We start from the raw sequence: 23,923 nt of genomic DNA on the forward strand, positions 1-23,923 counted from the left end.
TCTCCGTACACGTCAGGCCGTGCGGCCGGACAGTTCGGTGCGGGTGCCGCGCTCAGCAGCGATTCCGACGCCCAGGAGCACGAGAGCGCTCGCGAGGTGCAGGAAGTGGTCGAACGTGTTCAGGGCGAGGATGTTCAGCGCGCTCCCGACCAGGAAGAACCCGACGATGCCGAGCAGGAGATAGGTCGCTCCGACGACGATGTTGACGGTCTTTGCCGCGCGGGCCGACACGAGGCCCGCGATGAGCAGCGCTGCGCCGATCAGCAGGTGAGCGATGTTGTGCAGGGGATTCACCTCGAAGATGCCGAGGAGCAGTCCGCCCTCGGTCGCGATGAAGCCGACGCCGCCGGTGACGGCGAAGCCGAGAAGTCCGACGAGGATGTAGACCGCGCCGAAGATCGTGGCGACGAGGCGGTTCGGTGACGAGCGCATGTGCGACCTCCTGTTTGTGCGCGGCCGGTGCCGCGTCTGAAGAGTCTTCGGAGGCGGCACCGGATCGGTTTGCCCGGTGCATCTGGCACACTCGGAGCCATGCGATTCGAGACCACTCTTCTGCTCGTCGGCAACAACACCGGCATCCTGGTTCCGCCGGGCGTCCTCGACGAGCTCGGCGGTGGCAAGCGGCCCCTCGTCAACGTCACGGTCGTCGGCGCCAACGGCGGCGAGGACTTCTCGTACCGCAGCGCGGTCGCGCCGATGGGCGGCCGCTCGCTGATCGCGTTCAGCTCGGACAAGCGCGCGGCGACGGGGCTGAAAGGCGGCGAGACGATCACCGTCGATCTGACGCTCGACACGGAGCCGCGCACGGTCGCTGTCCCCGACGACCTGGCCGAGGCGCTGGCTGCCGCGGGACTACGGGAGGCGTTCGACAAGCTCCCGCCGAGCCAGCAGAAGGCTCACGCCACCGGGGTCGAGGGAGCGAAGGCCCCCGAAACGCGTGCTCGGCGCGTCGCCGCGGTCATCGCGAAGCTGTCGTAGATCTCAGGCCGGGTCGTGACGCGCCCCTAGGATGAGCCGCATGAATCTCGCCATCAGTTCGGTGCTCGCCGACGTCAACCCCATCGCCGCGAACCTCAACGAATCGCTCTTCAACGTCACCACGGGCATCCTGTCGTTCCTCTGGTACGTCCTGATCGCCATCGCGCTGTGGATGGTCTTCAAGAAGGCCGGGTGGCCCGGCGTCCTGGCCCTGATCCCGATCGTGAACATCGTGATCCTCGTGAAGATCGCCGGTCTTTCGGGCTGGTGGTCGCTGCTCTACCTGATCCCGATCGTCAACGTCGTCTTCTCGATCGTCGTGGCCATCAAGCTCGGTGCCGCGTTCGGCAAGAGCGCTGTCTGGTCCTTCTTCCTGCTATGGCTGATCGCGTTCATCGGCTACTTCATCCTCGGCTTCGGCGACGCCACCTACTCCAAGCCCGTCAAGGCGTAGTCCGCACGACGAGAAACGGCCCGAGGCGATCGCCTCGGGCCGTTTCGTCGGATGCTGCAGCTCAGCCGCGGGGACCGCCGGAGCGTGTGCCGCTGTGCTGGGCGCGACGCGAACCGGTCGGGCGGGCCTGCGCCGGGCGCGGGTTGTGCGCGTGCGAGGGCTGACCGGTGCCCGTGGAGTACATGGGACGCGATCCGCCGGACGTGGCGGCGGCGCTGCGGTCGCCGCCCCGTGCCGAACCGGCGGCGCTGCCGCGGCCGGTCGAGCCGGACGCGTTGCCCCGGCCGCGACCGTTGCCCTGAGCCTGGCCGCCCCGGCCGCCCTGCGACGCCTGAGCGGTGCGCGGCTTGGAGGGACGCTGCTGCTGCACAGCCTGCACGGGCGCGGGCTTGACGTACTCGGCGCGCTCGCCGACCAGCTCGGTGATCGGAGCCGACTCGGCGCCGACCTGCTCGAGCGGAGCGGTGATGCCCGCCTTGCGCAGGAGGTCGGCGACATCGCGCCGCTGCGAGGGGATCGTGACGGTCACGACGGTGCCCGCCGCGCCGGCACGGGCGGTGCGGCCCGAGCGGTGCAGGTACGCCTTGTGCTCCATGGGCGGGTCCACGTGCACGACCAGCTCCACCTCGTCGACATGCACGCCGCGCGCCGCGACGTCGGTCGCCACGAGCACGCGCACGCCGCCCTTGGCGGGGTCGGCGCCGAACGCGGCGAGGTTGCGCTCACGTGCCGGCTGCGAGAGGTTTCCGTGCAGATCAACGGCAGGGATGCCGGCGGCGGTCAGGACCTTCGCGAGCTTCTTGGCCTGGTGCTTCGTGCGGGTGAACAGGATGCGGCGACCGCGGCCGGACGCGAGGTGCTTGACGAGGTCTGACTTCTCGTCGTCGCTCACGAGGAAGACGCGGTGCGTCATCTCGCCCTGCGGGACGCTCTGGTCGTCGATCTCGTGGCGGACCTCGTCGCGCAGGAACTTGCGCACCAGGCCGTCGACGCCGCGGTCCAGCGTGGCGCTGAACAGCATGCGCTGTCCGCCCTGCGGGGTCGCGGCGAGGATGCGGGTCACGCCGGGCAGGAACCCGAGGTCGGCCATGTGGTCGGCCTCGTCGAGCACGGTGATCTCGACGCGGTCCAGGCGCACGTGGCCCTGCTTCATGAGGTCTTCGAGGCGGCCCGGGCAGGCCACGACGATGTCGACACCGGCCCGCAGCGCCGACTCCTGCGGCTTCTGGCTCACGCCGCCGAAGATCGTGGTGACGGTGAGGCCGGATGCCGCCGCGAGGGGCTGGATGGTCGCGGCGATCTGCGTCGCGAGCTCACGCGTCGGGGCGAGCACGAGGCCGCGGGGGCGGCCGGGCGTGCGGCCCGAGGCGAAGGCGCCGGACAGGCGCGCCACGAGGGGGAGTGCGAAGGCGATGGTCTTGCCGCTGCCGGTGCGGCCGCGGCCGAGCACGTCACGGCCGGCGAGGGAGTCGGGCAGCGTGTCGCGCTGGATCGGGAAGGCTTCGGTCTTGCCCTCACGGGCGAGAACGGTGGCCAGCGGCGCGGGCACGCCGAGGTCGAGGAAAGTAGACATAGTGGTGCTTTCAGGAAGGCACGCCGCAGAACGGGCGTGAAGAGGGCGACGGCGCGGGTTCGCGCATCGGTTCGCCGTGTGAAAAGAACCGCGGCAAAGAAGCCGCGAAGCGTGACAACGACGCTGGGCGGAAGAATCCGCCGAGATCAACGCTAGCACGGCCGGTTGAGCGTCCCCTGTGGGTGGGCTCGCTGTGCATCCGCCCGACACATGATGAGACTGCTATCACATTCCGGCCCCCGTATGTACCACCGCGTAGGGTGGGCCTCAGACGATCGGCAGCCGCCTTTCTCTTTCGCCCGTTCTCCCGAGAACGCTCCGATAAGGCAGGTGCCGCAATCACTGCAGTCTCCGCACCCGAGTCCACTCTTGGACGCGTCCGCCAGACGTACGCGCGCAAAGAGAGCTTCCCGCCCATCACCCAGGCCTACACAAAGGTCTCGCAGGTGGTCCGCGAAACCGGACTGCTGGAGCGCACGCCGTGGTTCTACATCGCCGTCGGCACCGCGATCGCGCTCGGTTTCGGTGGAGCGATCACCGGCTTCATCCTGCTGGGTGACAGCTGGTTCCAGCTGCTGATCGCTGCGGCCCTCGGCATCCTGTTCACGCAGGTCGCATTCCTCTCGCACGAGGCCGCGCACCGCACGATCCTCAAGTCCGGACGCGCCAACGACACGCTCGGACTGATCCTCGGCAACGGCATCGTCGGCATGAGCCGCGACTGGTGGGGCTCGAAGCACACCCGCCACCACGCCAACCCCAACCGGGTCAGCAAGGACCCCGACATCGAGGTCGACACGATCCGCTTCCTCGAAGTGGATGCCGAGAAGGTCAGCGGCCCGATGAGCCTGATCACCCGGCGCCAGGGATGGCTGTTCTTCCCGCTCCTCACGCTCGAGGGCCTGAACCTGCACTTCCTCGCGTTCCGCCACGTGCTCAACTTCCGTCAGCCGGTCAAGTCCCGCTGGACCGAGATCGCCCTGCTGACGCTGCGCTTCGTGCTCGTGCTCACCCCGGTCTTCCTCTTCCTGCCGCTCGGCATGGCCTTCGCCTTCATCGGTGTGCAGATGGCCGTCTTCGGCGTCTACATGGGTGCCGCGTTCGCGCCGAACCACAAGGGCATGCCGATCATCGACGCCGATGCGAAGCTCGACTTCTTCACCAAGCAGGTCCGCACCTCGCGCAACGTCTCCGGCGGCTGGTGGGCCACGACGCTCATGGGCGGCTTGAACTACCAGATCGAGCACCACCTCTTTCCGAGCATGCCGCGCCCGCACCTCTCGCAGGCCCGCGACATCGTGATCGAGCACTGCAAGACCCTCGGGGTCCCGTACACCGAGACGACGCTGATCAAGTCGTACGGCATCGTCATCCGCTACCTCAACGACGTGGGTCTGGCCGCGGCCGACCCGTTCGAGTGCGGACTCGTCCAGAAGTTCCGCACCAAGGGCATCTGAGCCCACTGAGCTGTCAACGGACGTCCCGTGCTTGCGAGCACGGGACGTCCGTCGTTTCCGGGCGCGTCACCGCGGCGGAACCATGGTCGCCGACGCGGCGCACCCGCGGCCGGTACTCTCGTTGCAGGGGAGGTGGCGCGGATGGGGAAGACCTCGGATGCCGTCGCCGAGGGTGTCTCGATCGCATCCGCGGCTGCGCGCCTGACCGTGCGCAACCACATCCTCGTCGAGACGATCGCTCACGATGAGTCCTTCGATCCCGCCCAGCTCGCGCCTTTCGCCCAGCAGACCCTGATCGAGCTCGCTGTCGAGCAGGAGGAGGCGGCGGCGCTCACGCGAAAGCAGCGCAAGCGCGCCTGGGGCAAGTTCACGGATTCCGACGGAACCCACGACTACCGCGACCGGGATATGCGCAATCTGCGCAAGCGCGAGAAGCAGTACGAACGGGTCGCGAAAGAGCTGCGGGTTCGCGCTGCCGATCCGGAGGCCGTCGCCGAGCTCGTCGAGCAGGCGCGCGATGCGGCGTGGGGCGATGTCGAGGCCAATCTGCAGCGCCGCCTGCGGGTCGAGGGCATGCGTCCCGATGTCGATCCCGACTACGAGATGATGCGCGGTGCGCGCATGCAGGCACTGCGACTGGTCGACCTGCCTCGGCTCTCGGCGCACCGGCGCAAGCTCAACGATGGTGGCATGCGGCACGCTGCCGAGTTCGCCCCGGAGTCGGCGGCGGAGTAGGAGCCTCGTGGACCGGCAGCCGCATCCGATGAGGTTCCCGCCTGATCATCCGCTCGTGCAGCGGGTGCGGCAGCTCTGCATGCGGTACCCCGAAGCGGTCGAGGCCATCGCACACGGGCGCTGCACCTTTCGCGCCGGCAAGCCGCAGTTCGCGATCGTCGGATCCGGCGAGTCCGCGTCGGTGCTGTTCATCCCCGATCCGCTCGAGCGCGAAGCCCTTCTCGAGCGGGACGACGTCTTCGTGCCGCCCTACGAGGGCGCCTACGGGTGGCTGGCCATTCGCGTGGAAGCGGCATCCGGCCCCTGGGATCTGTTGGAGGAGCTGCTGGACACGTCCTACCGTCGCGTCGCCCTGGTGCGTCAGCTGCGGGCGCTGGATGCCGATCCCGTGGTGCCCGTGGCGGATTGAGCCTCGATTCGGCCTGCGCACGAGCGTGGGGTATTCTGGACGCTGGCCTGCTCGCAAGGGCGGCCATGCGCCCGTAGCTCAATGGATAGAGCATCTGACTACGGATCAGAAGGTTGGGAGTTCGAGTCTCTTCGGGCGCACACTGTGTTGAGACAGTGATTGGGAAAAGGGCCGGTTCTCGGCCCTTTTTCTGTTCCCCCTGTCGTCTGATTCGCCTGTGATTCGAATCAGAAGAGTTGAGCTCGGCGCGGACGGAACGATCGCGCTCATTCTCGCGATACGATACGGTACGATTCGGATTAGACCGTGCGGCAGTGGCCGTCGGTTGGGGACATTGAGGATGAGGTGCCGTCGATGACGATCAGCCGGTACGTCCACAGCATGCTCGAAGCTGACCGCAGCGCACTTCGCCTGGGCGTCGTCGCGAGCGAAGCGAGCGGCGGTCACGCGAAGGTGCGACAACGAGTGACACCCGACATGGCCAACGGGCACGGCGTCGCACAAGGCGGCTTCATCTTCGCGTTGGCCGACCAAGCCTTCGCGTGCGCCGCCAATTCGGTGCTCGAGGGCACAGCGACCGTCGACGCGTCTATTTCGTATCTCTCGCCCGCGCTCGTCGGCGATGAACTGGAAGCGGATGCGCACGTCATCTATTGGGATGAGCGGCGCGTCGTAGCGGACATCACGGTCCGTGAGGGCGAGCGCATCGTCGCACTGGTCCGGGGAACAGGGCGCCTCATGCGGCGCGTCGTCTGACTTCACGCTGGGGAAGGAGAACGCATGCCGCTCGAGGACCCGTTGGCGCTGCCCAGCATCGGAGCGGTGCCCGCGTATCCGGGCATCAAGAGCTACGCGCCCATCTGGGGCCACTTGCGCGTATGGGAGGGCGACGGCTGGCAGCAAGAGTCGATGTCCTGGAAAGAGGGGGTCTATCTCGCGGCCAATCTCGTGGGCCCGATCGAGTACGTCTTCACCGGTCCCGATGCCCAGGCGTTTCTCTCCAAGATCAGTATCAATGACGTCTACAACTGGTCCGTCGGAAGATCCAAGCACCTGGTCATGTTGGATGAGCAGGGTGTGATCGCCAGCCATGCGCTGGCTGTTCGCGACCGGGAGTCGTTCCGGATGATCGCGGGTCCGCCGTGGCCGCTCTTCCAGATGCGCCGCCTCGACTTCGACGTGCAGATGACGGTGAACGACATCTTCATCCTCCAGGTGGCCGGACCAAAGTCGCTTGACGTGCTGGTCCAGCTGCTGGGTGAGGGAGTCCGGGATCTCAGGTTCCTTGACGCCGTTCGGGTATCCATTCCTGGTGTCGATCTCGTGATGGAACTCGAACTGTCCAGGATCGGCATGGCCGGCACCCTTGCCTATGAAATCCGGGGCCCACTGGAAGCCAGCGCGAGCGTCTACGACGCCGTATATGAAGCCGGCAAGCCCCTGGGGATCACTCGACTGGGTTGGCGCACGTATGCCGTCAACCACACTGAAGGCGGGTTTCCTCAGCTCGGCGTCACGTGGCTGCCGTCGATGCTCTTCGACCCTGCGGTAAGGGAGAGTTCGGTAGGGAGACTGCTGGACGCTCCCCTCACCGGAAGCATCGACCCTGCTGACGTGAGGTCGCGACTGCGATCACCACACGAAGTCAACTGGTCGTGGATGGGGAAGCTCAACCACGACTTCGTCGGCCGAGAAGCGTTCGAAGGCGAAATCGCGAATCCGAAACGCAAGACGGTGATCCTGCGCTGGAATGCGGAAGACGTGCTGGAGGTGTTCGCTTCGCAGTTCGAGCAGGGAGAGCCATACAAGGTGTTCGAGTTCCCCGTGACTCCTCAGCAGCCTGCGGGTGGACACGCCGATCTCGTGACAACCGCTGACGGGCGGGCGATCGGTGTTTCGTCCGCCGTCGTCTACAGCTACTACTACCGGCAGCTCATCTCCCAAACGGTGATCGATCTGGAGGAATCTCATATCGGCAACGAAGTCCTCGTTCACTGGGGCGACTACGGGAACCGGGTCAAGCGGGTTCGGGCGACGGTGGAGCGGTTTCCGTATCTGGAGTTGACCCGCAATAAGGACTTCGACGTACGCGCGTCGAGCGACAAGTAGCAACCCTCTGTCAGGAGCGGACTCTGCCGAGGACGAAGTCCTCGTCGGGGGACTCGGTGACCGGCAGTCCGGACGCGACCAGCGCTGCTCTGAGTTGCTTCATGAATCGGTCGGGCAACCGCGGGGCCGGGGCGCGCAGAGCGCCGCCGTTGAAGCCGGCAAGCCACTCCTGATACTTCCACTGCGTCCTGTTGATCGCAGACGTGCCTGGTGTCGACGTCGCCGAGACTGCGGAGTTCGCGAGGCGAGCAGGGTGCACCTGCCAGTACAGCGCCATCGCGTCTTCCCACTTTCCGCGACGTGCGAGTTCGAAAGCTCTGGGGTAGTAGTCGCTCATCCAGTTGGTGTTGCTCGTTCCGGAGAACTGGAAGTCCAGGACCGACATCAGGGGGATCGTCTCGGCTTCGATGGGGCACGAGATGACGACCTCCTCACGAAAGTGGTGGTACATCTCCATCACGCCGGGGATTCCGGGGTAGCCCTGTTCGGATTTGATGGCGACGATGCTCGGCATGGCATCCAGCACCCGGCGTACGAATTCGACGCTCATGCCGGCCGGGTGGATCCGCTCGAATCCCCACGCGGGGAGCGGAAACAGCATGGTGGCCAGATCGGTGTTGTCGGTGAAGGCCTTCGTGTAGTGGAAGACCTCGTCGTAGCCGGTGGGCCAGAACGATCCGGGATAGGCGAGCAGCGCCCGGTCCGCGCCGGCAGCTGCGGCCAGATCGGCGGCAAGAATGTTCTGTTCCAGCGTGGCGAAGGTCGCATGGAAGAACAGGGCGAAGTCGGGTCCGGCCGCCTCGCGGGCGATCGCGGTGATGCGGGCGTTCTCGTCCGGGGTGATGTTCACTTCGGCGACCAGCAGAGTGCCGGCGAACCCCAGTTCCTTCAGCTTGAGGACGTCATGGCGGATGCCGTCCTCGTTGATCCCGGAAAAGTCCGGTGCGAACGAGGGATGGGTCACCGCCACGGTGCCGACGAAGTTCTGCCGCGCCCAAGCCCGTGCGTCTGTCTTCGAATAGTCGACCATGATTGCGCCTCTTCTATTTGCGGTTCGTGACGATGCCGACGGGCAGCAGGGTGCCCACGCCGGCCGATCGGGCGCTTTCGTAGAGCGCCTCGGCCACGACGACATCCTGCAGGCCCGAACCGGTGGACTTGTAGATGCGGATGCCCTCGGAGGGGAGCGGCTTTCCCGCCCCGACCGCCGATGCGAGCGACACCGTCACCGATGCGATGTCCAGTCCGGACTCCCGGGCGGCGATCATGTCACCGCTGCCGTGCATCACCTCTTCGACGCTGTCGGCCACGATGAGCGCAGCGCGGCCGATCAGCTCGATCGGAAGCTCTCTCTGAGCGGGCGTGGTCGATCCGATGGAGATGATGGCGGCGTTCTCAGCGACCCATTCCGACCGGACTGTCGGTGACTCGTCCCGCGATCTGGCGGCACACAGGACAAGGTCGGCACCGGCAACCGCTTCGTGCGCCGAGTCGACCGCGCGGGCGCTCGTTCCGCTCGCCAGCACGTCGGCCGCCAGTTCCTCCCGGTTGCCCGGCGTCGGACTGAAGATACGGATGTCGCTGAAGGCGAGTTCGTGCGACAAAGCGCTGAGGTGCGAGCGAGCCTCGAAGCCGGAGCCGATCACGCCGACGACCAGTGCACGTCGCGGTGCGATGAGCGCGGCGGCGACGGCCGTGGTTGCGGCGGTGCGCAGCCCTGTGACGCGGTTGCCGTCCACGAGCGCCACCAACTCCGCGGTCCGCTTGTCGAACAGTGAGATGAGGTAGCTCACCGTCAGGCCGTCATGGAAGGAGCCGGCGATCGACTTCGATCCGAAGAGCCGGCCGCTGGCAGGAATCGACGGCATGATCCGGATCCACTCATCAGCTGTCTGAGCGAAGATCCGTCCGGGCGTCGGCTGACCCTTCATCGAATCCGCGTACGCCGAACGGATCGCGGCGATCGCTGTGGGCCAATGGGCCAGCTTCTCGACGTCCGCGTCCGTCAAGAAGAGCGGGAGCCGATGTGAGGATGCGGCGGCGAAACCCATTGTCGCTCCCTTGCCACTCGCCCAGGTGGATCGCCTCGTTGCTGCCCATCCGCGAGTGTCTGCTGATCACATAGTAGCGATACTGCACGTTTCGTATAGTATCGGGTCCACCCAAAGGAGGGCAGAGACATGACGAAAATTGGACGCATCGCAGTCCCCACACCGGATGGTGAGACCATCCGCCTCGTGGCCGTGGAGCCGGAGAACGACCGGGTGATCGATTTGGCCCGGGCATTCGCGCTGGTGGAGCAACGCCGGTCGGCGACTCCCGAAGCAGCCCGTCGAATCGCCCTGGCCACCTTCCCGAGCAGCCTTGCCGCGGCGATCGGCAGCGGACCGAGGTTCCGCGAATCGATCGAGCTCGCGCTTGCTGCCGCGGATGACGCCTCCACCGGATTGGCCGACGTCCACTGGCGAGCGGCCGTGGATGCACCCGTGATCCGTGACGGTCTCACTTTCGAGGGGCACATCACCAACTTCTTCGCGAATGTGATGAAGACTCCACCGAACCCCAGCATCTATGTCCGACCGGGTTATTTCAAAGGCTCCAACGGCGTCCTGTACGGCCATGACGAGGTGATCCCCTACCCCTCCTACACCGAGGCGCTCGACTATGAGCTCGAGATCGGCTACGTGATCGGCGCGCCTGGCCGCAACCTGGCACCCGAAGACGCGCTCGACCATGTCTTCGGAATCACGATCTTCAACGACTTCAGCGCCCGCGATGTGCAGGCTGTGGAGTTCGGCATCGGCATGGGCCCTCAGAAGAGCAAGGACTTCGCCTACGGCATCGGGCCGTGGGTCACCACGCTTGATGAGGTCGGAGCGATCGAAGGTCTTCGCGGGCAGGTCCGGGTCAACGGAGAAGTGTGGTCCGACACCGTCGTCGAGGACTTCGTGTACACGCCCTCCGAACTGATCGCGTACGTCTCCATCGCGGACAGGCTGCAGCCCGGCGACGTCATCGGTTCGGGGACCATGGCCTTCGGCGCGGGAGTAGAGCTTCAGCGGACCCTGAATCGCGGGGACGTGCTGGAGCTCGAACTGGAGAAAGTCGGAACACTGCGCTCGCACATCGCCACCGAAAGCGAGCACATCCCGTGGTGGCCGGAGCCGAAGCACAACCCTCACGCGGAGACAGGAGCATGACCGATCGCAAAGCCGTCCGTCGCGTCGTGACCGGCCACGACGATGCCGGACGAGCGGTGATCCTCTCCGATGGCGCGGCGCCCAACGACTGGTCGTCGGATGCGGTGCCCGGCTTCGGAGCGACCGTACCGTGGTGGACGCCTGACGGTGTGATCGACCACGTCAGCGACGCCGATCCTGCCTCGGCCGACGCCCGCGTGGCATCCTTCCCCGGTCCCGGTGAGACGATCATGCGGATCGCGGATTTCCCGCCGGACTCGGCGTACCCCGAGCGCGCGGCAGACGTGGTCTTCACCGATATCGACGGCCACGCGGAGCGGCACGCGGCAGCCGTGGACAGCGAAGATCGGCACTTCTGGTTCCATCGCACCGACTCGCTGGATTACGCGATCGTCCTCGAGGGCGAGATCACTCTGCTCGTGGATGCCGGTGAGGCGACACTCGGTCCGGGGGACGTCGTGATCCAGCGTGCGACGAATCATTCGTGGTCCAACCGGACCGATCGATCCTCGAGGATGCTCTTCGTCCTGATCGGAACCCCGCCGCTCTCCCCGGAGCAGATCGCGGCGCGGCGCACGACGAATGCCGCCTCTGCGGAGATGCGATGATCGTCGATGCCGATGCTCCGGATGGCGGGTTGATCTGGCGGCTGGACGATGCGCTCGTCGGCGCGACGGGCGTCAGCCGACTGATCGGGTTTCTGCGATCGCGAGGTCATGCCCTGCCGGTGGGCGACTACGACGAGCTGTGGCAGTGGTCGGTCGACGACGTGAGCAGGTTCTGGTCGGAGTTCGCCGAGTTCTCGGGGGTGGCGCTGGGAGGCGCCGGCGATCAGGTCCGCACGGAGGACCCCATGCCGCAGACCCGGTGGTTCCCCGGACGCACCGTGAATTTCGCACGGCACCTGCTGGAGCAGGACCGCGCAGGAGCAGCGTTGATCGCGGTGGCGGAGGACGGCGCCAGAACGGAGATGACGTGGTCCGACCTGCGCGCGCAGGTCGGAGCCTTCTCCCGCTTCCTTCGCGAGCGCGGGATCGGCGAGGGCGATCGCGTGGTCGGCATCCTCCCGAACGTGATCGAGACCGTCATCGCGTTCCTGGGCGCGGCCGCCATCGGAGCGGTGTGGTCGGTTTGCGCGCCCGAGTTCGGCGCCGGGGCGATCGTGTCCCGCTTCGCACAGCTGGAGCCGAAGATCGTGGTGGCCGTGCCCGGGTACCGTCTCGGCGGACGCGACCGCGACCGTACCGGCGATCTCGGCGAGATCTTCGCCGCTCTGCCGAGCGTGACCGACGTCGTGTGGGTGACCGCCCACACTGACACGGATCCTCCTTTCACGGCGGCCCTTGGCGCGCCATGGCACGAGGCGGTGTCCTCGCCGGCAGATCTGGAATTCGCTGAGGTCCCGTTCGCTCATCCGCTGTGGGTCATGTTTTCGTCGGGAACGACCGGCAAGCCCAAGGGCATCGTGCACGGGCATGGCGGTGCACTCTTGGAGATGCTGAAGCTGCTCTCCCTGCATTCCGACCTGCGGCCGGGCGATCGCTACCTCAACGTGGCCTCCACCAGTTGGGTGCTGTGGAACTCGCTCGTCTCAGCGCTCGGCGTCGGAGCGACGCCGGTGCTGATGGACGGGAATCCCACCTACCCGTCTCTGGACCGGGTGTGGGAGGTCGTCGCCGCCGAACGCGTCGCGGCTCTGGGCATCGGGGCGGGTTTCGTGCACTCGTGTCTGAAAGCAGATCTCGTGCCCTTACGCGACCATGACCTCGCTGCGTTGCGGGCCGTCCAAGTGACCGGCTCTCCGCTGTCGGCCGATGGGTTCCGCTGGGTCTACCGGTGTGTCGGGGATGTCTGGCTCAGCTCGATGAGCGGCGGAACCGACATCGCTTCGATCTTCGTCGGAGGAGCGCCGACACTTCCGGTGCGTGTCGGCTACATCCAAGCGCCGGCGCTCGGAGTGCGTGTGGAGTCCTGGGACGAACGCGGTCGTCCGGCCACCGGTCAGGGGGAGCTCGTGGTGACCGAGGCGATGCCGTCGATGCCACTGTTCTTCTGGGGTGACGACGATGGCACGCGTTACCAGGCCAGCTATTTCTCCACCTACCCCGCAGTGTGGCGACACGGCGACTACATACAGTTCGACGAGCACGGCATCCTCATCCTCGGACGATCCGACTCGACCTTGAACCGCAACGGACTGCGGTTGGGCTCAGCGGACATCTACGCCGCCGTGGAGCAGGTCCCCGAGGTGCGTGAAGCGCTGGTCGTCGGCGCAGAGATCGGCACCGACTACTACATGCCGCTGTTCGTCGCCCTCACGGACGAGGCCGATCCCGGTCGGGCGCGAGCGGCGATCACGTCCGCCATTCGCTCGAATCTCTCCGCGCGCTACCTCCCGGACGAGGTGATCTTCGTTCGGGGCATTCCGCACACGCGCACCGGTAAGAAGCTGGAGGTGCCCGTCAAGAGGCTGCTGCAGGGTGCGGCCCTCGAGGACGTGGCCGATCTCGGCGCCATCGATGATCCGTCACTCCTCCAGGACCTGGCCGAGTTCGCGCGCTCCCGGCACGCGGTCGGGTGATCACCAGGTGACGGGCAGCGAGGTGATGCCGCGGAAGACCCAGCCGTCCCAGTCGGTCGCACGCGTGTCGTCGATGCGCAGCCCGGGAAAGCGTTCGAACAGGCGTGGGACCGCCAGCTCGCCGACCGCCTCTTTCGCGGCCCAGCGACCCGCGCACATGTGAACGCCGGCGCCGAACCCCACGTGCCCGCGTGCGTGACGGCGAACGTCGAAGCGGTCGGGGTCATCGAACACGGCCGCGTCGCGGTTGGCGCACGCCAACAGCAGCCCGACATTCGCACCCTGGGGGATCTTGTATCCCTGCCAGTCGATGTCGGCTGTGGCTTCGCGGGGCAGCATCCCGATCGGTGAAAGCCATCGAACGGCCTCCTCGAAGACAGCGCCCCACTCCACTTGCCCCGTCCGGACGAGATCGAGCTGGTCTTCATGCCGGCACAGCGCCCACACCATGTTGGTGATCATGTGCTGTGGCTCGTTCATGCCACCTGAGATTGTCAGATGCACGTTCGCCCGGACACTCTTCTCAGGTAGGCCCACCTGCAGCAGATGCGACGTGACGGACCCGTCGGGCTCGCGGTGGAGCCGAGGAAGGAGCTCGTCCAGCACGGCGTTCACCTCGCGCTGACTCTGCTCGCAGCGTTCCCAGATCTGCGGGTCGTCCAGAAGGTTGCCGATGCCGGCGATGTAGTCCGTCGACCAGCGATGCATGTCCCGCACATCAGTGTCGAGCGGGAAGCCGAGCAGGTCGATGAGGTTCTGGCTGGCGACGGGGGCTGCGAAGTCGCGATTCAGGTCCGCGCCCCTCCCGATGTCTTCCAGGCGATCAAGCCAGGTCTCCACGGTCTGAGCGAACCGTGGCGACCAGAGCGTGCTGACCTGCCTGGGGCGGAGGGTCGGGTTGATCGCGCTTCGTTCCGTCGAGTGCTCGGGATCGTCCTTTCGGAGCATCGGACGTCCCCCCAGCGCCCGCATCATCGTCAGGTTCGTTTCGGAGTACGAGGAGAAAAGCTGGGGCTGCTGCTCGGCTCCCGTGACCGCGGCGTGCGTGGTCAGGAAGTAGCGTCCGACGCGCGGGGCGTGCACCACGTCGCCCAGCTCTCGGAATCGGTCATAGGCGGGATACGGGTCGCGCATCATCTCGGCCGGGTCGAACCAGTCGGCGACGGGAGGGTCCAGGACCAGAGCATCGGTCGTCTCGTCGTTCATGTGAATGCTCCCTCGCATCGGCCGAGCACTCTCACTCGACGGTCTCTGGGTAGCATCGCATCAGGACAAGTCCGGGGAAAGCGGATTTTCCCGCGCAACTAATCCGGTTGCGCCTCGTTGGCGCAGGGCTCGCTACCGCATCAGGACGGTGTCTCCGACGGCCGCGGCTGCCTCGACGACGGCGGCTACGCGCGGGGGATGTCCTCGGTTCGTCCAGACCGCCAGGATCTCCACATCCCTCGGGGAAGGGTCGATCTCGAGCGAGGTGACGCCGGCCCCATCCCACGTCTGGCTTCTGATCGCTCGCCGCATCAGCAGCGTGTAGCCGAGTCCGCGAGCGACGAGAGATCTGCACAGTTCGTAGTTGTCGGTGCGATAGGCGATCCGAGGAGTGATGGATCTGCTCGACATGAGCTCCAGCGTGTGGACACGACTCGAGAAGATGTCCAGCAGCACCATCGGCTCGTCCGCCACTTCATCGAGTCCGATGCTCCCTCGGTCGGCGAGCGGGTGGTCGGCCGCGACCACGACGCACGCGTGGGTGGACCAGAGCGAGCGGCGCCGCAGTTCCGGCGGCACGTCGATGTCGAAGGTGATGACGAGGTCCAGTTCCGCGCGCTCGAGTGCATCGATCATGCTCGGCTGGTCGCCGGTGCGGAAATCCACCCGGAGCGCGGGATGATCCGTGCGCATGCGCTCGATGAGCCGCGGGATGATGACCGGTGCGAGGGTGTCCACCGCGCCCACCCGCACCGGTCCCATGAGCGCGGAGGCGTCATTGCCCACTGCGGCGGAGAGCTCTTCGGCATCCGAGAGCATCCGGTGCGCGATCGAGAGGATCGCCAGCCCGTCCGAGGTCAACGTCGCCCCCCGGGATCGACGACGGTCGAACAGGCGACAGCCGAGCGTCTTCTCCATCGCCGTGAGTGCGTCCGAGACGGCCGAGTCGGATGCTCTGAGAACGTCGGCGGCCCGGGCGATGGAGCCGGACTCGGCCACGGCGACGAAGCACTCGAGCTGACGAAGAGTGAACGGTGCGGCATAGCCCGGAGCATCAGCGCGGAGGGGATCCATCCGGTCAGGATAAGGCAATTCCGACTGAGCCGGGATATCAGCATGGATATATCCGCTTTACATGGGATTCGGACAGCGCGCACCATGGCTGAGCCGGCATGAACCCGCTGGTCCTTCGACGAAGCAGGAGCACGATGTCCACGGTCACCTACGTCCATCGAGACGGCGAACGCGAGTCGGTGTCGGTCGCCGAGGGCACCTCTGTCATGCGCGCCGCTCTGCAGAACGGGATCGACGGCATCGTCGGCGAGTGCGGGGGGCAGGCGATGTGCGCCACGTGCCATGTCTACGTCGAGGATGCGCCGGCCGATCTTCCCGACCTCAGCGAGGACGAGGACGAAATGCTGGAATGCACCGCCTCTCCGCGGCAATCGGAGAGTCGACTGGGATGCCAGCTGAAGGCCGGTCTGCACTTCGAGAGCATCACCGTGCGGCTTCCGGAACGCCAGGTGTGACATGGCGTCCGATCCTCCCGATGTGCATCGCAGTGTTGCGATCATCGGCGCCGGCCAGGCCGGGGCGACGCTGGCGACGACCTTGCGGACGACCGGCTGGGAGGGCGCGATCGAGCTCGTCGACAGTGAAGGGGGAGACCTCTACCAGCGGCCGCCCCTCTCGAAGGACTACCTGTCCGGCAGTGTCGACGAGGACGGGCTGATCACCCGCACGCGTGCCCTGCTCGAGCGTGATGGCATCGGCTATCGCCCTGGCGCGACGGTGGCAGCGATCGATCGCCCCGCGCGGCGGCTTCACCTCGACGACGGCTCCCACGTGTCCTACGACATCGCGGTCATCGCGACAGGATCCCGTCCCCGCTCTCTCGTCCTCGATGGTTCCGATCTGCTCGATGTGCACCTGCTGCGCACGCGCGTGGATGCCGCTGCTCTGCGCCGCTCACTCGGCAAGGCGCGCGACGTCGTTGTGCTCGGGGGTGGGTTCCTCGGGTTGGAGATCGCGTCGTCCGCGGCCAAGTCCACACGGGTTGTCGTCGTCGAGCGGGCGGCGGAGCTTCTGCAACGATCCCTCAGCGCGCCGATGGCACGCGAGCTGGCCGCGAGGCATGCCGACGAGGGGACCAGGATCCTGGTCGACACCGGCGTTCGAAGACTCGTCGACCGAGACGGAGCTGTCAGCGGCGTCGAGCTGGACGACGGAACGATTCTGCCGGCGGACGTCGTCATCGTCTCGGTCGGCGCCCAGCCCAACATCGAGATCGCAGCCGAAGCTGGGCTCGATGTGGTCAACGGCATCGTGGTCGATTCCAGCCTGCGAACCTCCGATCCTTCCATCTACGCGATCGGTGACTGCGTCAGTTTTCCGCACCCCCACGTCTTCGGTCATATCCGGCTGGAGTCGGTTCAGAACGCCGTCGACCAGGCGCGCCACCTCGCCCACGTGCTCACCGGAACCGGCGAGACGGGATACGCGGCTGTGCCGTGGTTCTGGAGTCATCAGGCGAACCAGAACCTCCAGATAGTCGGCATCGCCGCACCCGACGATGACGCGGTCGTCGAAGCGCACCATGACGGTCGCGTGGTGATTGCGCGCACGCGGGACGAGCGGGTCACGGCAGTGGAGACGCTGAATGCTCCGCGTGTGCATCGTCAGGCGCGGGCTCTGCTCGCCCAGGGTCAGGTCCCGGTGCTGGACTGGGAAGGGCTGCTCTCGCAGTCAGGTGTTCGGCGATGAGCGCGCAGAAGTCGGCGCCGGCGCATTCAGGGCGGCCCGTGTCGTACGGTATCTACGTCGTCGATCCGCGAGGATGGACGAGCCGCAGAGAGATCACGACATCGGAAGTTGAGCCAGATGGTCGCACGAAGCGAGGACAGCCGTCAGGCCATCCTGCAGGCAACCCTGGAACTGCTGGGCGTCAAGGGCGCACAGGAGCCGGGAACGACGGTGCAGCGCCTCACCATCGAAGCGATCGCCAAGCGCGCCGGCGTCAGCAAGACCACGATCTACCGTTGGTGGGACAGCAAGGCCGCTGTGGTCATCGACGCGTTCGTGGTGGAGTACCTTCCGCGCACGGTGGTGCGCACCGATCTGCCGTTCCGCGAGGCGCTGGTGGACCACCTCTCTTCGGTGGTGCGCCAATACGCCGGCATGGATGGCGCGGTGATCGCCCAGCTGATCGCAGAGAGCCAGTATTCCGCCGAAACCCTCGAGGAACTGCACCGTCGCTTCTGGGACGATCGGCGCGACGCCGCCATCGCGCTGGTTCAGCGGGGTATGGACGAGGGGGCCATCGACCCGACGGCCGATCCGAATCTCGTCGCGAGCCTGGTCTACGCGCCGGTATACCAGCGGCTTCTCTTCAAGGACGGTCCTCTCGACGACAGCTTCGCGCAGTCGATCGTCAGCATGGCGCTTCGCGGAGTCGCCTCTTAGTGCTCCTCGTCCAGCCTGGCGATGCGTGCCTGACTATACGAAACGATACGTTTCGGGTACTATCGTGAGCGATCGGACTACGGTGACACGCGAAGGAGCGAACATGGCCGCTGCAACCCCGACCTTCTCGGTCGGAAGCTTCGCCGTCTCCGGCGTCATCTTCCCCGGCCTGGTCGCCGACGAGCGGGTGTACGACCTGCGCGGAATCGTGGATGCCGCCGACACACGCGACATGTTCGCCGAGTGGGACCGCCACCTCGACACGATCGCCGCCGTCATCGCATCAGGTGGTCTTCGCGAGCGGGAATCCTGGACGATGGACGAGCTGGACGTGCGACCGCCCGTGCAGCCAGCCGGAAACCTGATCGCGGCCGGCGCCAACTACCGCACCCACATCATCCAGCTCTCGGTCGCCCACGGGCTCGGCCGGTCCGACGCGACCAAGGAGGAACTGGCGGTCGAAGCTGCGGCGGAGGCCGACGCACGCGCGGCACACGGCGACCCGTACGTATGGATCGGATTGCCCTCCGCGATGAGTGGCGCGTTCGACGAGGTGCGTCTGCCGGAGGTCGGCGCGCAAGCTGACTGGGAGTTGGAGCTCGGTGTGGTCATCAGGACCGCCGCCTACCAGGTGCCTCTCGAAGATGCCATGTCGCATGTGGCCGGCTACACGATCTGCAACGACCTGACGCTTCGGACCCTCGTGCCTCGCCCCGACATTCCGATGATGGGCACGGACTGGTTCCGGTCGAAGAACCATCCCACCTTCTATCCCACCGGCCCCGTGCTGGTCCCCGCCCGGTTCGTCGAAGACCCGACAGCGCTTCGCATTCAGTTCTCTCTGAACGGAGAGGTGAAGCAGGATCAGACCTCGGACGACATGCTGTTCGGCATCCCGGAGTTGATCTCATACATCTCCTCGTTCGTGGAACTGAGGCCTGGCGACATGCTGATCACCGGCTCTCCTGCCGGGAACGGATCGCATTGGGGCAGATTCCTTCAAGACGGCGACGAGCTGGAGGCGACCATCACCGGTCTGGGCACCCAGCGACAGACCGTCCGCGGACCCCGCGGCCAGACGCCGCCGTGGTACCGGCACCGGGCTCTGCCCGGCGCTGCCGTTTGATACCCACTCACAAATACAGAAGACCGGCGCTGCCGGATCGCAAAGGAGCGAAAGATGGTTGACGCACAGGTCATCGTAGTCGGGGGAGGCCCCGTCGGGGAGACTCTTCTGGCCCTTCTGGGGCATCGCGGCGTGACGGCGATCGGACTGGAGAAAGAGCTCGACGTGTGGCCGAAGCCGCGCGCGGTGCACTTCGACGGCGAGACGCTCAGGACCCTCCAGTCCATCGGCCTGGGCGACGCGGTGTTCGGCCAGTCCGAGCCGATGCGCAATTACAAGATGGTCAATGAGGCGGGAGAGGTGCTGCTCGCCTTCCCCACCGGTTACCCGGGACCGGAAGGGTGGCTGAGCGACATCATGTTCCACCAGCCCGACCTCGACGGCATCCTCCGCTCCTCGCTGACCAACCTCGACGGGATCACGCTCCTCGGCGGCCACGAAGTGACCGAGATCACCCAGAGCGGCGAGACCGTCACCGCACGCACGGTCGACCCGGACGGCAATCAGCGGGACTTCACGGCGAACTACCTCGTCGGTGCGGACGGCGCACAGTCGTTCGTCCGCCACGCCCTCGGGCTGAAGTACGAGGAGCTGGGACCCAACAACCCGTGGCTTGTGGTGGACGGCACCTTCCTGGAGGAGCCCGACATCCCCGACAGCATGCTCTTCTTCGGACACTTTTCACGCCCGCGACTCTGGGCGGCGCTGCCGGGCATGCGACGCCGAATGGAGTTCAAAGTGCTCCCCTCGGATGACATCAGCGAGGTGGGCTCTCCCGAATGGATCGCTCGCGAGAGCGATGGTGTCATGCGACCGGACAACTTCGCAACCGAGCGCACCGCGGTGTACACGTTCCGCTCGTGCCTCGTGGACACGTGGAGGCACGGGCGCATCTTCCTGGCCGGCGATGCCGCGCACCTTCTGCCTCCGCTTTTCGGACAGGGACTCTGCTCGGGCATCCGCGATACGGCGAACCTGTCGTGGAAGCTCGCGCTCGTCCTGCAAGGTGCTGACGAATCGATCCTCGACACGTACGAGTCCGAGCGGAAAGCGCACTCCCGTGCATGGGTGGAGGCGGCGACGCGGATGTCGGACACCCTGCAGACCACTGACGAAAAGGTCGCCGCCGGACGGGATCAATTCCTTCGGGATCACCCCGAAGCGGCCGTGGCGCCGCCGCCGCCGCTCGGCTCCGGCTTCCACTCCGGTGGCCATCTCGCCGGTCAGCGGGCGGTGCAGCCCAGCGTGCCGGAGGGCCGCTTCGACGACCGGATCGGTGACAGGTTCCTCCTCGCGGGGCGGGCTGAGCTGCTCGGCTCCATCGCGCAGGACGTTTTCGAGGCACTCGGGGATGACCTCGTGCTGATCCTGGATGAGAACGAGCCCGGCGTGCCGGCGCTGCTGGAGGCGTCCGGAGGCGAAGCGGTCCTGGTCCGCCCCGACCGGTACGTGTACGGCGTGGCGTCGTCGGCCGAGCAACTGGAACTTCTCATCGAGCCGGTTGCCGCCCTGAGCAAGAGCATCGCGCGAACCCGCGCGGCCTGATATCGGAGAAAGAGAGATCATGAGCAAGTACCTGTCACACCTCGCGCACGTCGAGGTCTATGCCACCGACGTCGAAGAGTCGGTGAAGTTCTACACCGACAAGCTCGGCATGAAGGTCGTCTCACGGGACGGGGGGCGCGTGTTCCTGCGGTGCTGGGGCGACTACTACGCCTACAGTGTGGTCCTTCGCCCGGGCGATGATTCCGGCCTCGTGCGCATGGCATGGCGCACCAACTCCGCAGAAGACCTCGACCAGGCCGTGGCGCGTGTCGAGGCCACCGAGCACGCCGGCTCGTGGCTCGAGCCGGCTGACGGCATCGGGCGCTCGTATGAGTTCACCGGACCCTTCGGCCACACCATGCAGCTCTTCTGGGACGTCGAGCACTACAAGGCAGAGGGCGAGGACGCCTCGACGTACCCCGACCGCCCGGCGAAGCGATCCACCGTCGGCGTCGCGCCCCGCCAGCTCGATCACGTCACGATCGCCTCACGTGACATCAAGGGTTTCGCCGAGTGGTACCGGGACGTCCTCGGGTTCCGGATCATGGCATATGCGCAGCTCCCTCAGCCCGAGATCCTGTTCTTCGGCGTCATCACGACGAATGAGAAGTCGCATGACCTCGGCATCCTGCTGGACGCCTCAGAGGTGTCGGGCCGCATCCATCACTACGCGTTCTGGGTGGACACCACCGAGCAGGTGACCGAGGCCGCCGACGTCCTCACCGAGAACGGCGTCCCGATCGAGTACGGTCCCGGATTCCACGGAATCGGCGAGCAGAACTTCCTCTACTTCCGCGACCCCAGTGGCCTGCGCATCGAACTCAACTCGGGCGGCTACCGCAATTACATCCCCGACTGGAAGCCCAACGTCTGGCGGATCGACCAGGGACCCAACGACATGTTCCGCAACGCCACCCTTCCGGCGTCGATGCTGGAAGCATCGCCGCCGGCAGCGGCCCCGACCTCGACAGAGCAGGGCGTTGTCCCGGGCACAGAGGCCGAGCTTGCTGAAGCGGCGCTGAGGGCGCACAACGACCGGTGACCCCCTCAGCACTGGCGGACCGAGACGCCGTTGTCGTCTCGGTCCGCCGAGGCCCCATCGGCCGCGCGCGGAAGGGCTCGCTCGCCGCTGAGCGACCCGAGGACCTCGCGGTCTCCGTGGTCCGGGCGGCCCTGGAGGATGTTCCGGCGCTTCCGGCCCGAGACCTCGATGATTTCTATCTCGGCTGCGCCGTGCCCGAGGGCGCCCAGAACGAGAACCCCGCGCGCCGGGTCGCGGTCTTGGCCGGTCTGGACAGTCTTCCGGCGGTGACCGTCAATCGCTTCTGCGCCTCGTCGGTGCAAGCGCTGCGGATGGCGGCGAACGCCGTCCGCGCGGGGGATGCCGACGCGGTGCTCGTGGGCGGCATGGAGTCCGTGTCGTCGGCCCAACAGCGAGACCAGAGCCGGCATCCGGCATTCGACGAAGCGCAGGAGCGAGCGGAGGACCGTTTCCGGACCCAGCAGCCCTGGTCGGACCCCCGCGATGCCGGGCTGATGCCCGACGTCTACATCCCCATGGGCATGACGGCCGAGTTCGTCGCAAGAACGACCTCCACATCGCGAGCCGAGCAGGACTCCTGGGCGCTCCAGTCTCAGCTGAGGGCGGCTCGTGCGATCGACTCGGGCTTCTTCGCGAGAGAGATCACGCCCTATCGACGCTCAGACGGGTCCACCGTCGACACGGACGATGGGCCTCGACCGACCACCACCTCGGAAGCACTGTCGGGCCTTGCACCGGCCTTCCTCGCCGGAGGCACCGTGACGGCGGGCAACTCCAGCCCGCTCAACGACGGCGCATCGGCGGCCATCGTGATGAGCGCTGCCCGCGCAGCCCAGCTGGGAATCACCCCGTTGGCTCGGATACTCGGCTCCAGTGCTACCGCCCTCTCGCCCGAGGTCATGGGGCTCGGCCCGATCGAGGCGACGCGGACCGTCCTGCGCCGCACCGGCATGACGCTCGGTGACATCGACATCGTCGAGCTCAACGAGGCTTTTGCCGCACAGGTGGTGCCGACCGTGCGGCAACTCGACCTGGACCCGGACCGTGTCAACCCGTTCGGAGGGGCGATCGCTCTGGGCCACCCCTTCGGTGCCACAGGCATACGTATGCTGGCCACGCTGCTCAACGGGCTGCGTGCGCGTGATCAATCGATCGGGCTGCTCACCCTGTGCGTGGGCGGCGGCCAGGGCATGGGGATGATCGTGGAGAGGCTGTCATGACGTTGCGTCAGAGTCAGTTCGTGATTCCGGTGCCGCTCGCGGTCGCCGAGCACGCAGGAATTCTCAGCCGCGCAGGAGTGCACCTGGAGGCGTTCCGCACCACAGGCAGCGCCGAGCAGCTCTCAGGATTCCGGGAGGGCGACATCGATCTGGCGGTGACATCCGTCGACAACCTCATCGTCTGGAACCGATCGGGGGCGGATGTCGGCGTGATCGCCCAGATGGAGCAGACCACGCCGCTGACCCTGTTCGCCCGCGCCGACTTTCCGTCGCTCGCGGCGCTCGAGGGCGCGCGCCTGGCCGTCGACGCGTCGCGCAACGGCTTCTCGCTCGCGGCGATGGCGCTGCTGACCGGCTCCGGCGCGGCACCCGTGCTCGTAGAGGTCGGCGGAGTGAAAGAACGGCTGGATGCGCTGCTGAACGGCGATGCCGATGCCACGCTTCTCGGACCGCCGTTTGACGCGATGGGGCTGGCGGGCGGGCTGATCGCCCTCGAATCGGTCAACGCACGATATCCGGACTATCCGGGGCAGGGTCTGGTCGCGTCTCGTCGCGCCCGGACGGACAAGGCCGAGGAAGTGGCTGCGTACCTCGACGTGCTGCGCGAAGCGGTGGAGATCTCGAACGGCATGACGGATGCTGCGGGGGCGGATCTGCTGATCGCCCAGGGTTTTCCGGCCTTCGCTGCTGCCTCAGCCTGGGCGGCACGGCCGCGCACGATCGCGCCGAGCACCATCGGCCTGCAGACGATCGTTCGGATACGGCAAGAACTCCGCATGCTGCCGGCGGACTTCGCCGGGATCACCGAGTTGCAGGTCTGACCCCT

24 protein-coding genes and 1 tRNA gene are annotated in these 23,923 nt (G+C 66.6%); 19 read left to right on the forward strand and 6 right to left on the reverse strand.

The window, feature by feature from the left end; translation table 11 throughout:
• Window positions 1-12 precede the first annotated feature (12 nt).
• Window positions 13-432, reverse strand: coding sequence for a DUF4383 domain-containing protein (locus tag RWQ91_RS08605; protein ID WP_314504850.1), 420 nt, complete (start codon window positions 430-432; stop codon window positions 13-15).
• 99 nt (window positions 433-531) lie between these two features.
• On the opposite strand from RWQ91_RS08605, the gene RWQ91_RS08610 reads away from it, so the two are divergent.
• On the forward strand, window positions 532-978 hold the full coding sequence (locus tag RWQ91_RS08610) for a YdeI/OmpD-associated family protein (RefSeq protein WP_314504854.1): 447 nt from the start codon (window positions 532-534) through the stop codon (window positions 976-978).
• A 40-nt stretch (window positions 979-1,018) separates the two neighbouring features.
• Window positions 1,019-1,432 carry a DUF5684 domain-containing protein gene (locus tag RWQ91_RS08615; protein WP_314504856.1) on the forward strand — a complete coding sequence of 138 codons (414 nt, stop codon included), beginning with the start codon at window positions 1,019-1,021 and terminating at the stop codon, window positions 1,430-1,432.
• A 61-nt stretch (window positions 1,433-1,493) separates the two neighbouring features.
• Here RWQ91_RS08615 and RWQ91_RS08620 read toward each other — a convergent pair whose 3' ends face one another.
• Window positions 1,494-3,005: a DEAD/DEAH box helicase gene (locus tag RWQ91_RS08620; protein WP_314504859.1), complete on the reverse strand. Its 1,512-nt coding sequence runs from the start codon at window positions 3,003-3,005 to the stop codon at window positions 1,494-1,496.
• A gap of 338 nt (window positions 3,006-3,343) precedes the next feature.
• On the opposite strand from RWQ91_RS08620, the gene RWQ91_RS08625 reads away from it, so the two are divergent.
• The 6 genes from RWQ91_RS08625 to RWQ91_RS08650 all read left to right on the forward strand — a co-directional run bounded on the left by RWQ91_RS08625 (window position 3,344) and on the right by RWQ91_RS08650 (window position 7,715).
• Entirely contained in the window at window positions 3,344-4,462 is a 1,119-nt protein-coding gene (locus RWQ91_RS08625) for an acyl-CoA desaturase (protein ID WP_314505474.1), read from the forward strand.
• Window positions 4,463-4,603: 141 nt separating this feature from the next.
• On the forward strand, window positions 4,604-5,197 hold the full coding sequence (locus RWQ91_RS08630; protein WP_314504862.1) for an asparagine synthase: 594 nt from the start codon (window positions 4,604-4,606) through the stop codon (window positions 5,195-5,197).
• 28 nt (window positions 5,198-5,225) lie between these two features.
• The gene (locus tag RWQ91_RS08635) at window positions 5,226-5,606 is read left to right on the forward strand and encodes an MmcQ/YjbR family DNA-binding protein (protein WP_314504864.1); all 381 of its coding nucleotides are present in this window, start codon (window positions 5,226-5,228) and stop codon (window positions 5,604-5,606) included.
• 67 nt (window positions 5,607-5,673) lie between these two features.
• Window positions 5,674-5,746 (forward strand) — tRNA-Arg (locus RWQ91_RS08640).
• A gap of 166 nt (window positions 5,747-5,912) precedes the next feature.
• A complete protein-coding gene (locus RWQ91_RS08645; RefSeq protein ID WP_314504866.1) occupies window positions 5,913-6,362 on the forward strand; it encodes a hotdog fold thioesterase in 450 nt (149 codons plus the stop codon).
• A 24-nt stretch (window positions 6,363-6,386) separates the two neighbouring features.
• Entirely contained in the window at window positions 6,387-7,715 is a 1,329-nt protein-coding gene (locus tag RWQ91_RS08650) for a hypothetical protein (RefSeq protein ID WP_314504869.1), read from the forward strand.
• Between the two features lie 10 nt (window positions 7,716-7,725).
• Here the strand turns inward: RWQ91_RS08650 and RWQ91_RS08655 are convergent, their stop codons facing one another.
• Together RWQ91_RS08655 and RWQ91_RS08660 are read right to left on the reverse strand one after the other, a co-directional pair.
• Window positions 7,726-8,745, reverse strand: a complete 1,020-nt coding sequence (locus RWQ91_RS08655) for a dihydrodipicolinate synthase family protein (protein WP_314504871.1) — start codon at window positions 8,743-8,745, stop codon at window positions 7,726-7,728.
• 13 nt (window positions 8,746-8,758) lie between these two features.
• Complete coding sequence (locus tag RWQ91_RS08660) at window positions 8,759-9,766, reverse strand: hypothetical protein (RefSeq protein WP_314504873.1); 1,008 nt, start codon at window positions 9,764-9,766, stop codon at window positions 8,759-8,761.
• Between the two features lie 129 nt (window positions 9,767-9,895).
• Between RWQ91_RS08660 and RWQ91_RS08665 the strand changes: the two genes are divergently transcribed.
• From RWQ91_RS08665 to RWQ91_RS08675, 3 genes are read left to right on the forward strand one after another with little or no spacing between them, the layout of a single operon-like run.
• Window positions 9,896-10,915 (forward strand): fumarylacetoacetate hydrolase family protein, encoded by a 1,020-nt coding sequence (locus RWQ91_RS08665; RefSeq protein WP_314504876.1) that lies wholly within the window; start codon window positions 9,896-9,898, stop codon window positions 10,913-10,915.
• Window positions 10,912-11,523, forward strand: coding sequence for a cupin domain-containing protein (locus RWQ91_RS08670; RefSeq protein ID WP_314504878.1), 612 nt, complete (start codon window positions 10,912-10,914; stop codon window positions 11,521-11,523). Before RWQ91_RS08665 ends, RWQ91_RS08670 begins: the two co-directional genes overlap by 4 nt.
• The gene (locus RWQ91_RS08675; RefSeq protein ID WP_314504881.1) at window positions 11,520-13,496 is read left to right on the forward strand and encodes an acetoacetate--CoA ligase; all 1,977 of its coding nucleotides are present in this window, start codon (window positions 11,520-11,522) and stop codon (window positions 13,494-13,496) included. Before RWQ91_RS08670 ends, RWQ91_RS08675 begins: the two co-directional genes overlap by 4 nt.
• Here RWQ91_RS08675 and RWQ91_RS08680 read toward each other — a convergent pair whose 3' ends face one another.
• Window positions 13,497-14,702, reverse strand: coding sequence for a cytochrome P450 (locus tag RWQ91_RS08680; RefSeq protein WP_314504884.1), 1,206 nt, complete (start codon window positions 14,700-14,702; stop codon window positions 13,497-13,499). It lies immediately after the preceding gene.
• 132 nt (window positions 14,703-14,834) lie between these two features.
• A complete protein-coding gene (locus tag RWQ91_RS08685; protein ID WP_314504888.1) occupies window positions 14,835-15,776 on the reverse strand; it encodes a LysR substrate-binding domain-containing protein in 942 nt (313 codons plus the stop codon).
• 134 nt (window positions 15,777-15,910) lie between these two features.
• Here RWQ91_RS08685 and RWQ91_RS08690 point away from each other — a divergent pair, with 134 nt between their 5' ends.
• The 8 genes from RWQ91_RS08690 (at window position 15,911) to RWQ91_RS08725 (ending at window position 23,918) form a co-directional block, all read left to right on the forward strand.
• Window positions 15,911-16,231, forward strand: a complete 321-nt coding sequence (locus RWQ91_RS08690; protein ID WP_314504891.1) for a 2Fe-2S iron-sulfur cluster-binding protein — start codon at window positions 15,911-15,913, stop codon at window positions 16,229-16,231.
• A 22-nt stretch (window positions 16,232-16,253) separates the two neighbouring features.
• Window positions 16,254-17,465, forward strand: coding sequence for an FAD-dependent oxidoreductase (locus RWQ91_RS08695; RefSeq protein ID WP_314504895.1), 1,212 nt, complete (start codon window positions 16,254-16,256; stop codon window positions 17,463-17,465).
• 117 nt (window positions 17,466-17,582) lie between these two features.
• Window positions 17,583-18,164, forward strand: a complete 582-nt coding sequence (locus RWQ91_RS08700; RefSeq protein WP_314504897.1) for a TetR/AcrR family transcriptional regulator — start codon at window positions 17,583-17,585, stop codon at window positions 18,162-18,164.
• A gap of 103 nt (window positions 18,165-18,267) precedes the next feature.
• Window positions 18,268-19,290, forward strand: a complete 1,023-nt coding sequence (locus tag RWQ91_RS08705) for a fumarylacetoacetate hydrolase family protein (protein WP_314504900.1) — start codon at window positions 18,268-18,270, stop codon at window positions 19,288-19,290.
• A gap of 54 nt (window positions 19,291-19,344) precedes the next feature.
• Entirely contained in the window at window positions 19,345-20,835 is a 1,491-nt protein-coding gene (locus RWQ91_RS08710; RefSeq protein WP_314504903.1) for a bifunctional 3-(3-hydroxy-phenyl)propionate/3-hydroxycinnamic acid hydroxylase, read from the forward strand.
• A gap of 19 nt (window positions 20,836-20,854) precedes the next feature.
• The gene (locus RWQ91_RS08715; protein WP_314504906.1) at window positions 20,855-21,877 is read left to right on the forward strand and encodes a VOC family protein; all 1,023 of its coding nucleotides are present in this window, start codon (window positions 20,855-20,857) and stop codon (window positions 21,875-21,877) included.
• On the forward strand, window positions 21,874-23,097 hold the full coding sequence (locus tag RWQ91_RS08720) for an acetyl-CoA C-acyltransferase (RefSeq protein WP_314504909.1): 1,224 nt from the start codon (window positions 21,874-21,876) through the stop codon (window positions 23,095-23,097). The genes RWQ91_RS08715 and RWQ91_RS08720 overlap by 4 nt, the downstream gene beginning before the upstream one ends.
• Entirely contained in the window at window positions 23,094-23,918 is an 825-nt protein-coding gene (locus RWQ91_RS08725; RefSeq protein ID WP_314504912.1) for an ABC transporter substrate-binding protein, read from the forward strand. The genes RWQ91_RS08720 and RWQ91_RS08725 overlap by 4 nt, the downstream gene beginning before the upstream one ends.
• Window positions 23,919-23,923: the final 5 nt, after the last annotated feature.

It is taken from the genome of uncultured Microbacterium sp. (assembly GCF_963524805.1).
In the GTDB taxonomy this organism is placed as follows: Bacteria; Actinomycetota; Actinomycetes; order Actinomycetales; family Microbacteriaceae; genus Microbacterium.

Coding starts and splice junctions, on each gene's coding strand:
- RWQ91_RS08605 (WP_314504850.1), bottom strand. CDS start 432: ATGCGCTCGTCACCGAACCGCCTCGTCGCCACGATCTTCGGCGCGGTC.
- RWQ91_RS08610 (WP_314504854.1), top strand. CDS start 532: ATGCGATTCGAGACCACTCTTCTGCTCGTCGGCAACAACACCGGCATC.
- RWQ91_RS08615 (WP_314504856.1), top strand. CDS start 1,019: ATGAATCTCGCCATCAGTTCGGTGCTCGCCGACGTCAACCCCATCGCC.
- RWQ91_RS08620 (WP_314504859.1), bottom strand. CDS start 3,005: ATGTCTACTTTCCTCGACCTCGGCGTGCCCGCGCCGCTGGCCACCGTT.
- RWQ91_RS08630 (WP_314504862.1), top strand. CDS start 4,604: ATGGGGAAGACCTCGGATGCCGTCGCCGAGGGTGTCTCGATCGCATCC.
- RWQ91_RS08635 (WP_314504864.1), top strand. CDS start 5,226: ATGAGGTTCCCGCCTGATCATCCGCTCGTGCAGCGGGTGCGGCAGCTC.
- RWQ91_RS08650 (WP_314504869.1), top strand. CDS start 6,387: ATGCCGCTCGAGGACCCGTTGGCGCTGCCCAGCATCGGAGCGGTGCCC.
- RWQ91_RS08655 (WP_314504871.1), bottom strand. CDS start 8,745: ATGGTCGACTATTCGAAGACAGACGCACGGGCTTGGGCGCGGCAGAAC.
- RWQ91_RS08660 (WP_314504873.1), bottom strand. CDS start 9,766: ATGGGTTTCGCCGCCGCATCCTCACATCGGCTCCCGCTCTTCTTGACG.
- RWQ91_RS08665 (WP_314504876.1), top strand. CDS start 9,896: ATGACGAAAATTGGACGCATCGCAGTCCCCACACCGGATGGTGAGACC.
- RWQ91_RS08670 (WP_314504878.1), top strand. CDS start 10,912: ATGACCGATCGCAAAGCCGTCCGTCGCGTCGTGACCGGCCACGACGAT.
- RWQ91_RS08675 (WP_314504881.1), top strand. CDS start 11,520: ATGATCGTCGATGCCGATGCTCCGGATGGCGGGTTGATCTGGCGGCTG.
- RWQ91_RS08680 (WP_314504884.1), bottom strand. CDS start 14,702: ATGAACGACGAGACGACCGATGCTCTGGTCCTGGACCCTCCCGTCGCC.
- RWQ91_RS08685 (WP_314504888.1), bottom strand. CDS start 15,776: ATGGATCCCCTCCGCGCTGATGCTCCGGGCTATGCCGCACCGTTCACT.
- RWQ91_RS08690 (WP_314504891.1), top strand. CDS start 15,911: ATGTCCACGGTCACCTACGTCCATCGAGACGGCGAACGCGAGTCGGTG.
- RWQ91_RS08700 (WP_314504897.1), top strand. CDS start 17,583: ATGGTCGCACGAAGCGAGGACAGCCGTCAGGCCATCCTGCAGGCAACC.
- RWQ91_RS08705 (WP_314504900.1), top strand. CDS start 18,268: ATGGCCGCTGCAACCCCGACCTTCTCGGTCGGAAGCTTCGCCGTCTCC.
- RWQ91_RS08710 (WP_314504903.1), top strand. CDS start 19,345: ATGGTTGACGCACAGGTCATCGTAGTCGGGGGAGGCCCCGTCGGGGAG.
- RWQ91_RS08715 (WP_314504906.1), top strand. CDS start 20,855: ATGAGCAAGTACCTGTCACACCTCGCGCACGTCGAGGTCTATGCCACC.
- RWQ91_RS08725 (WP_314504912.1), top strand. CDS start 23,094: ATGACGTTGCGTCAGAGTCAGTTCGTGATTCCGGTGCCGCTCGCGGTC.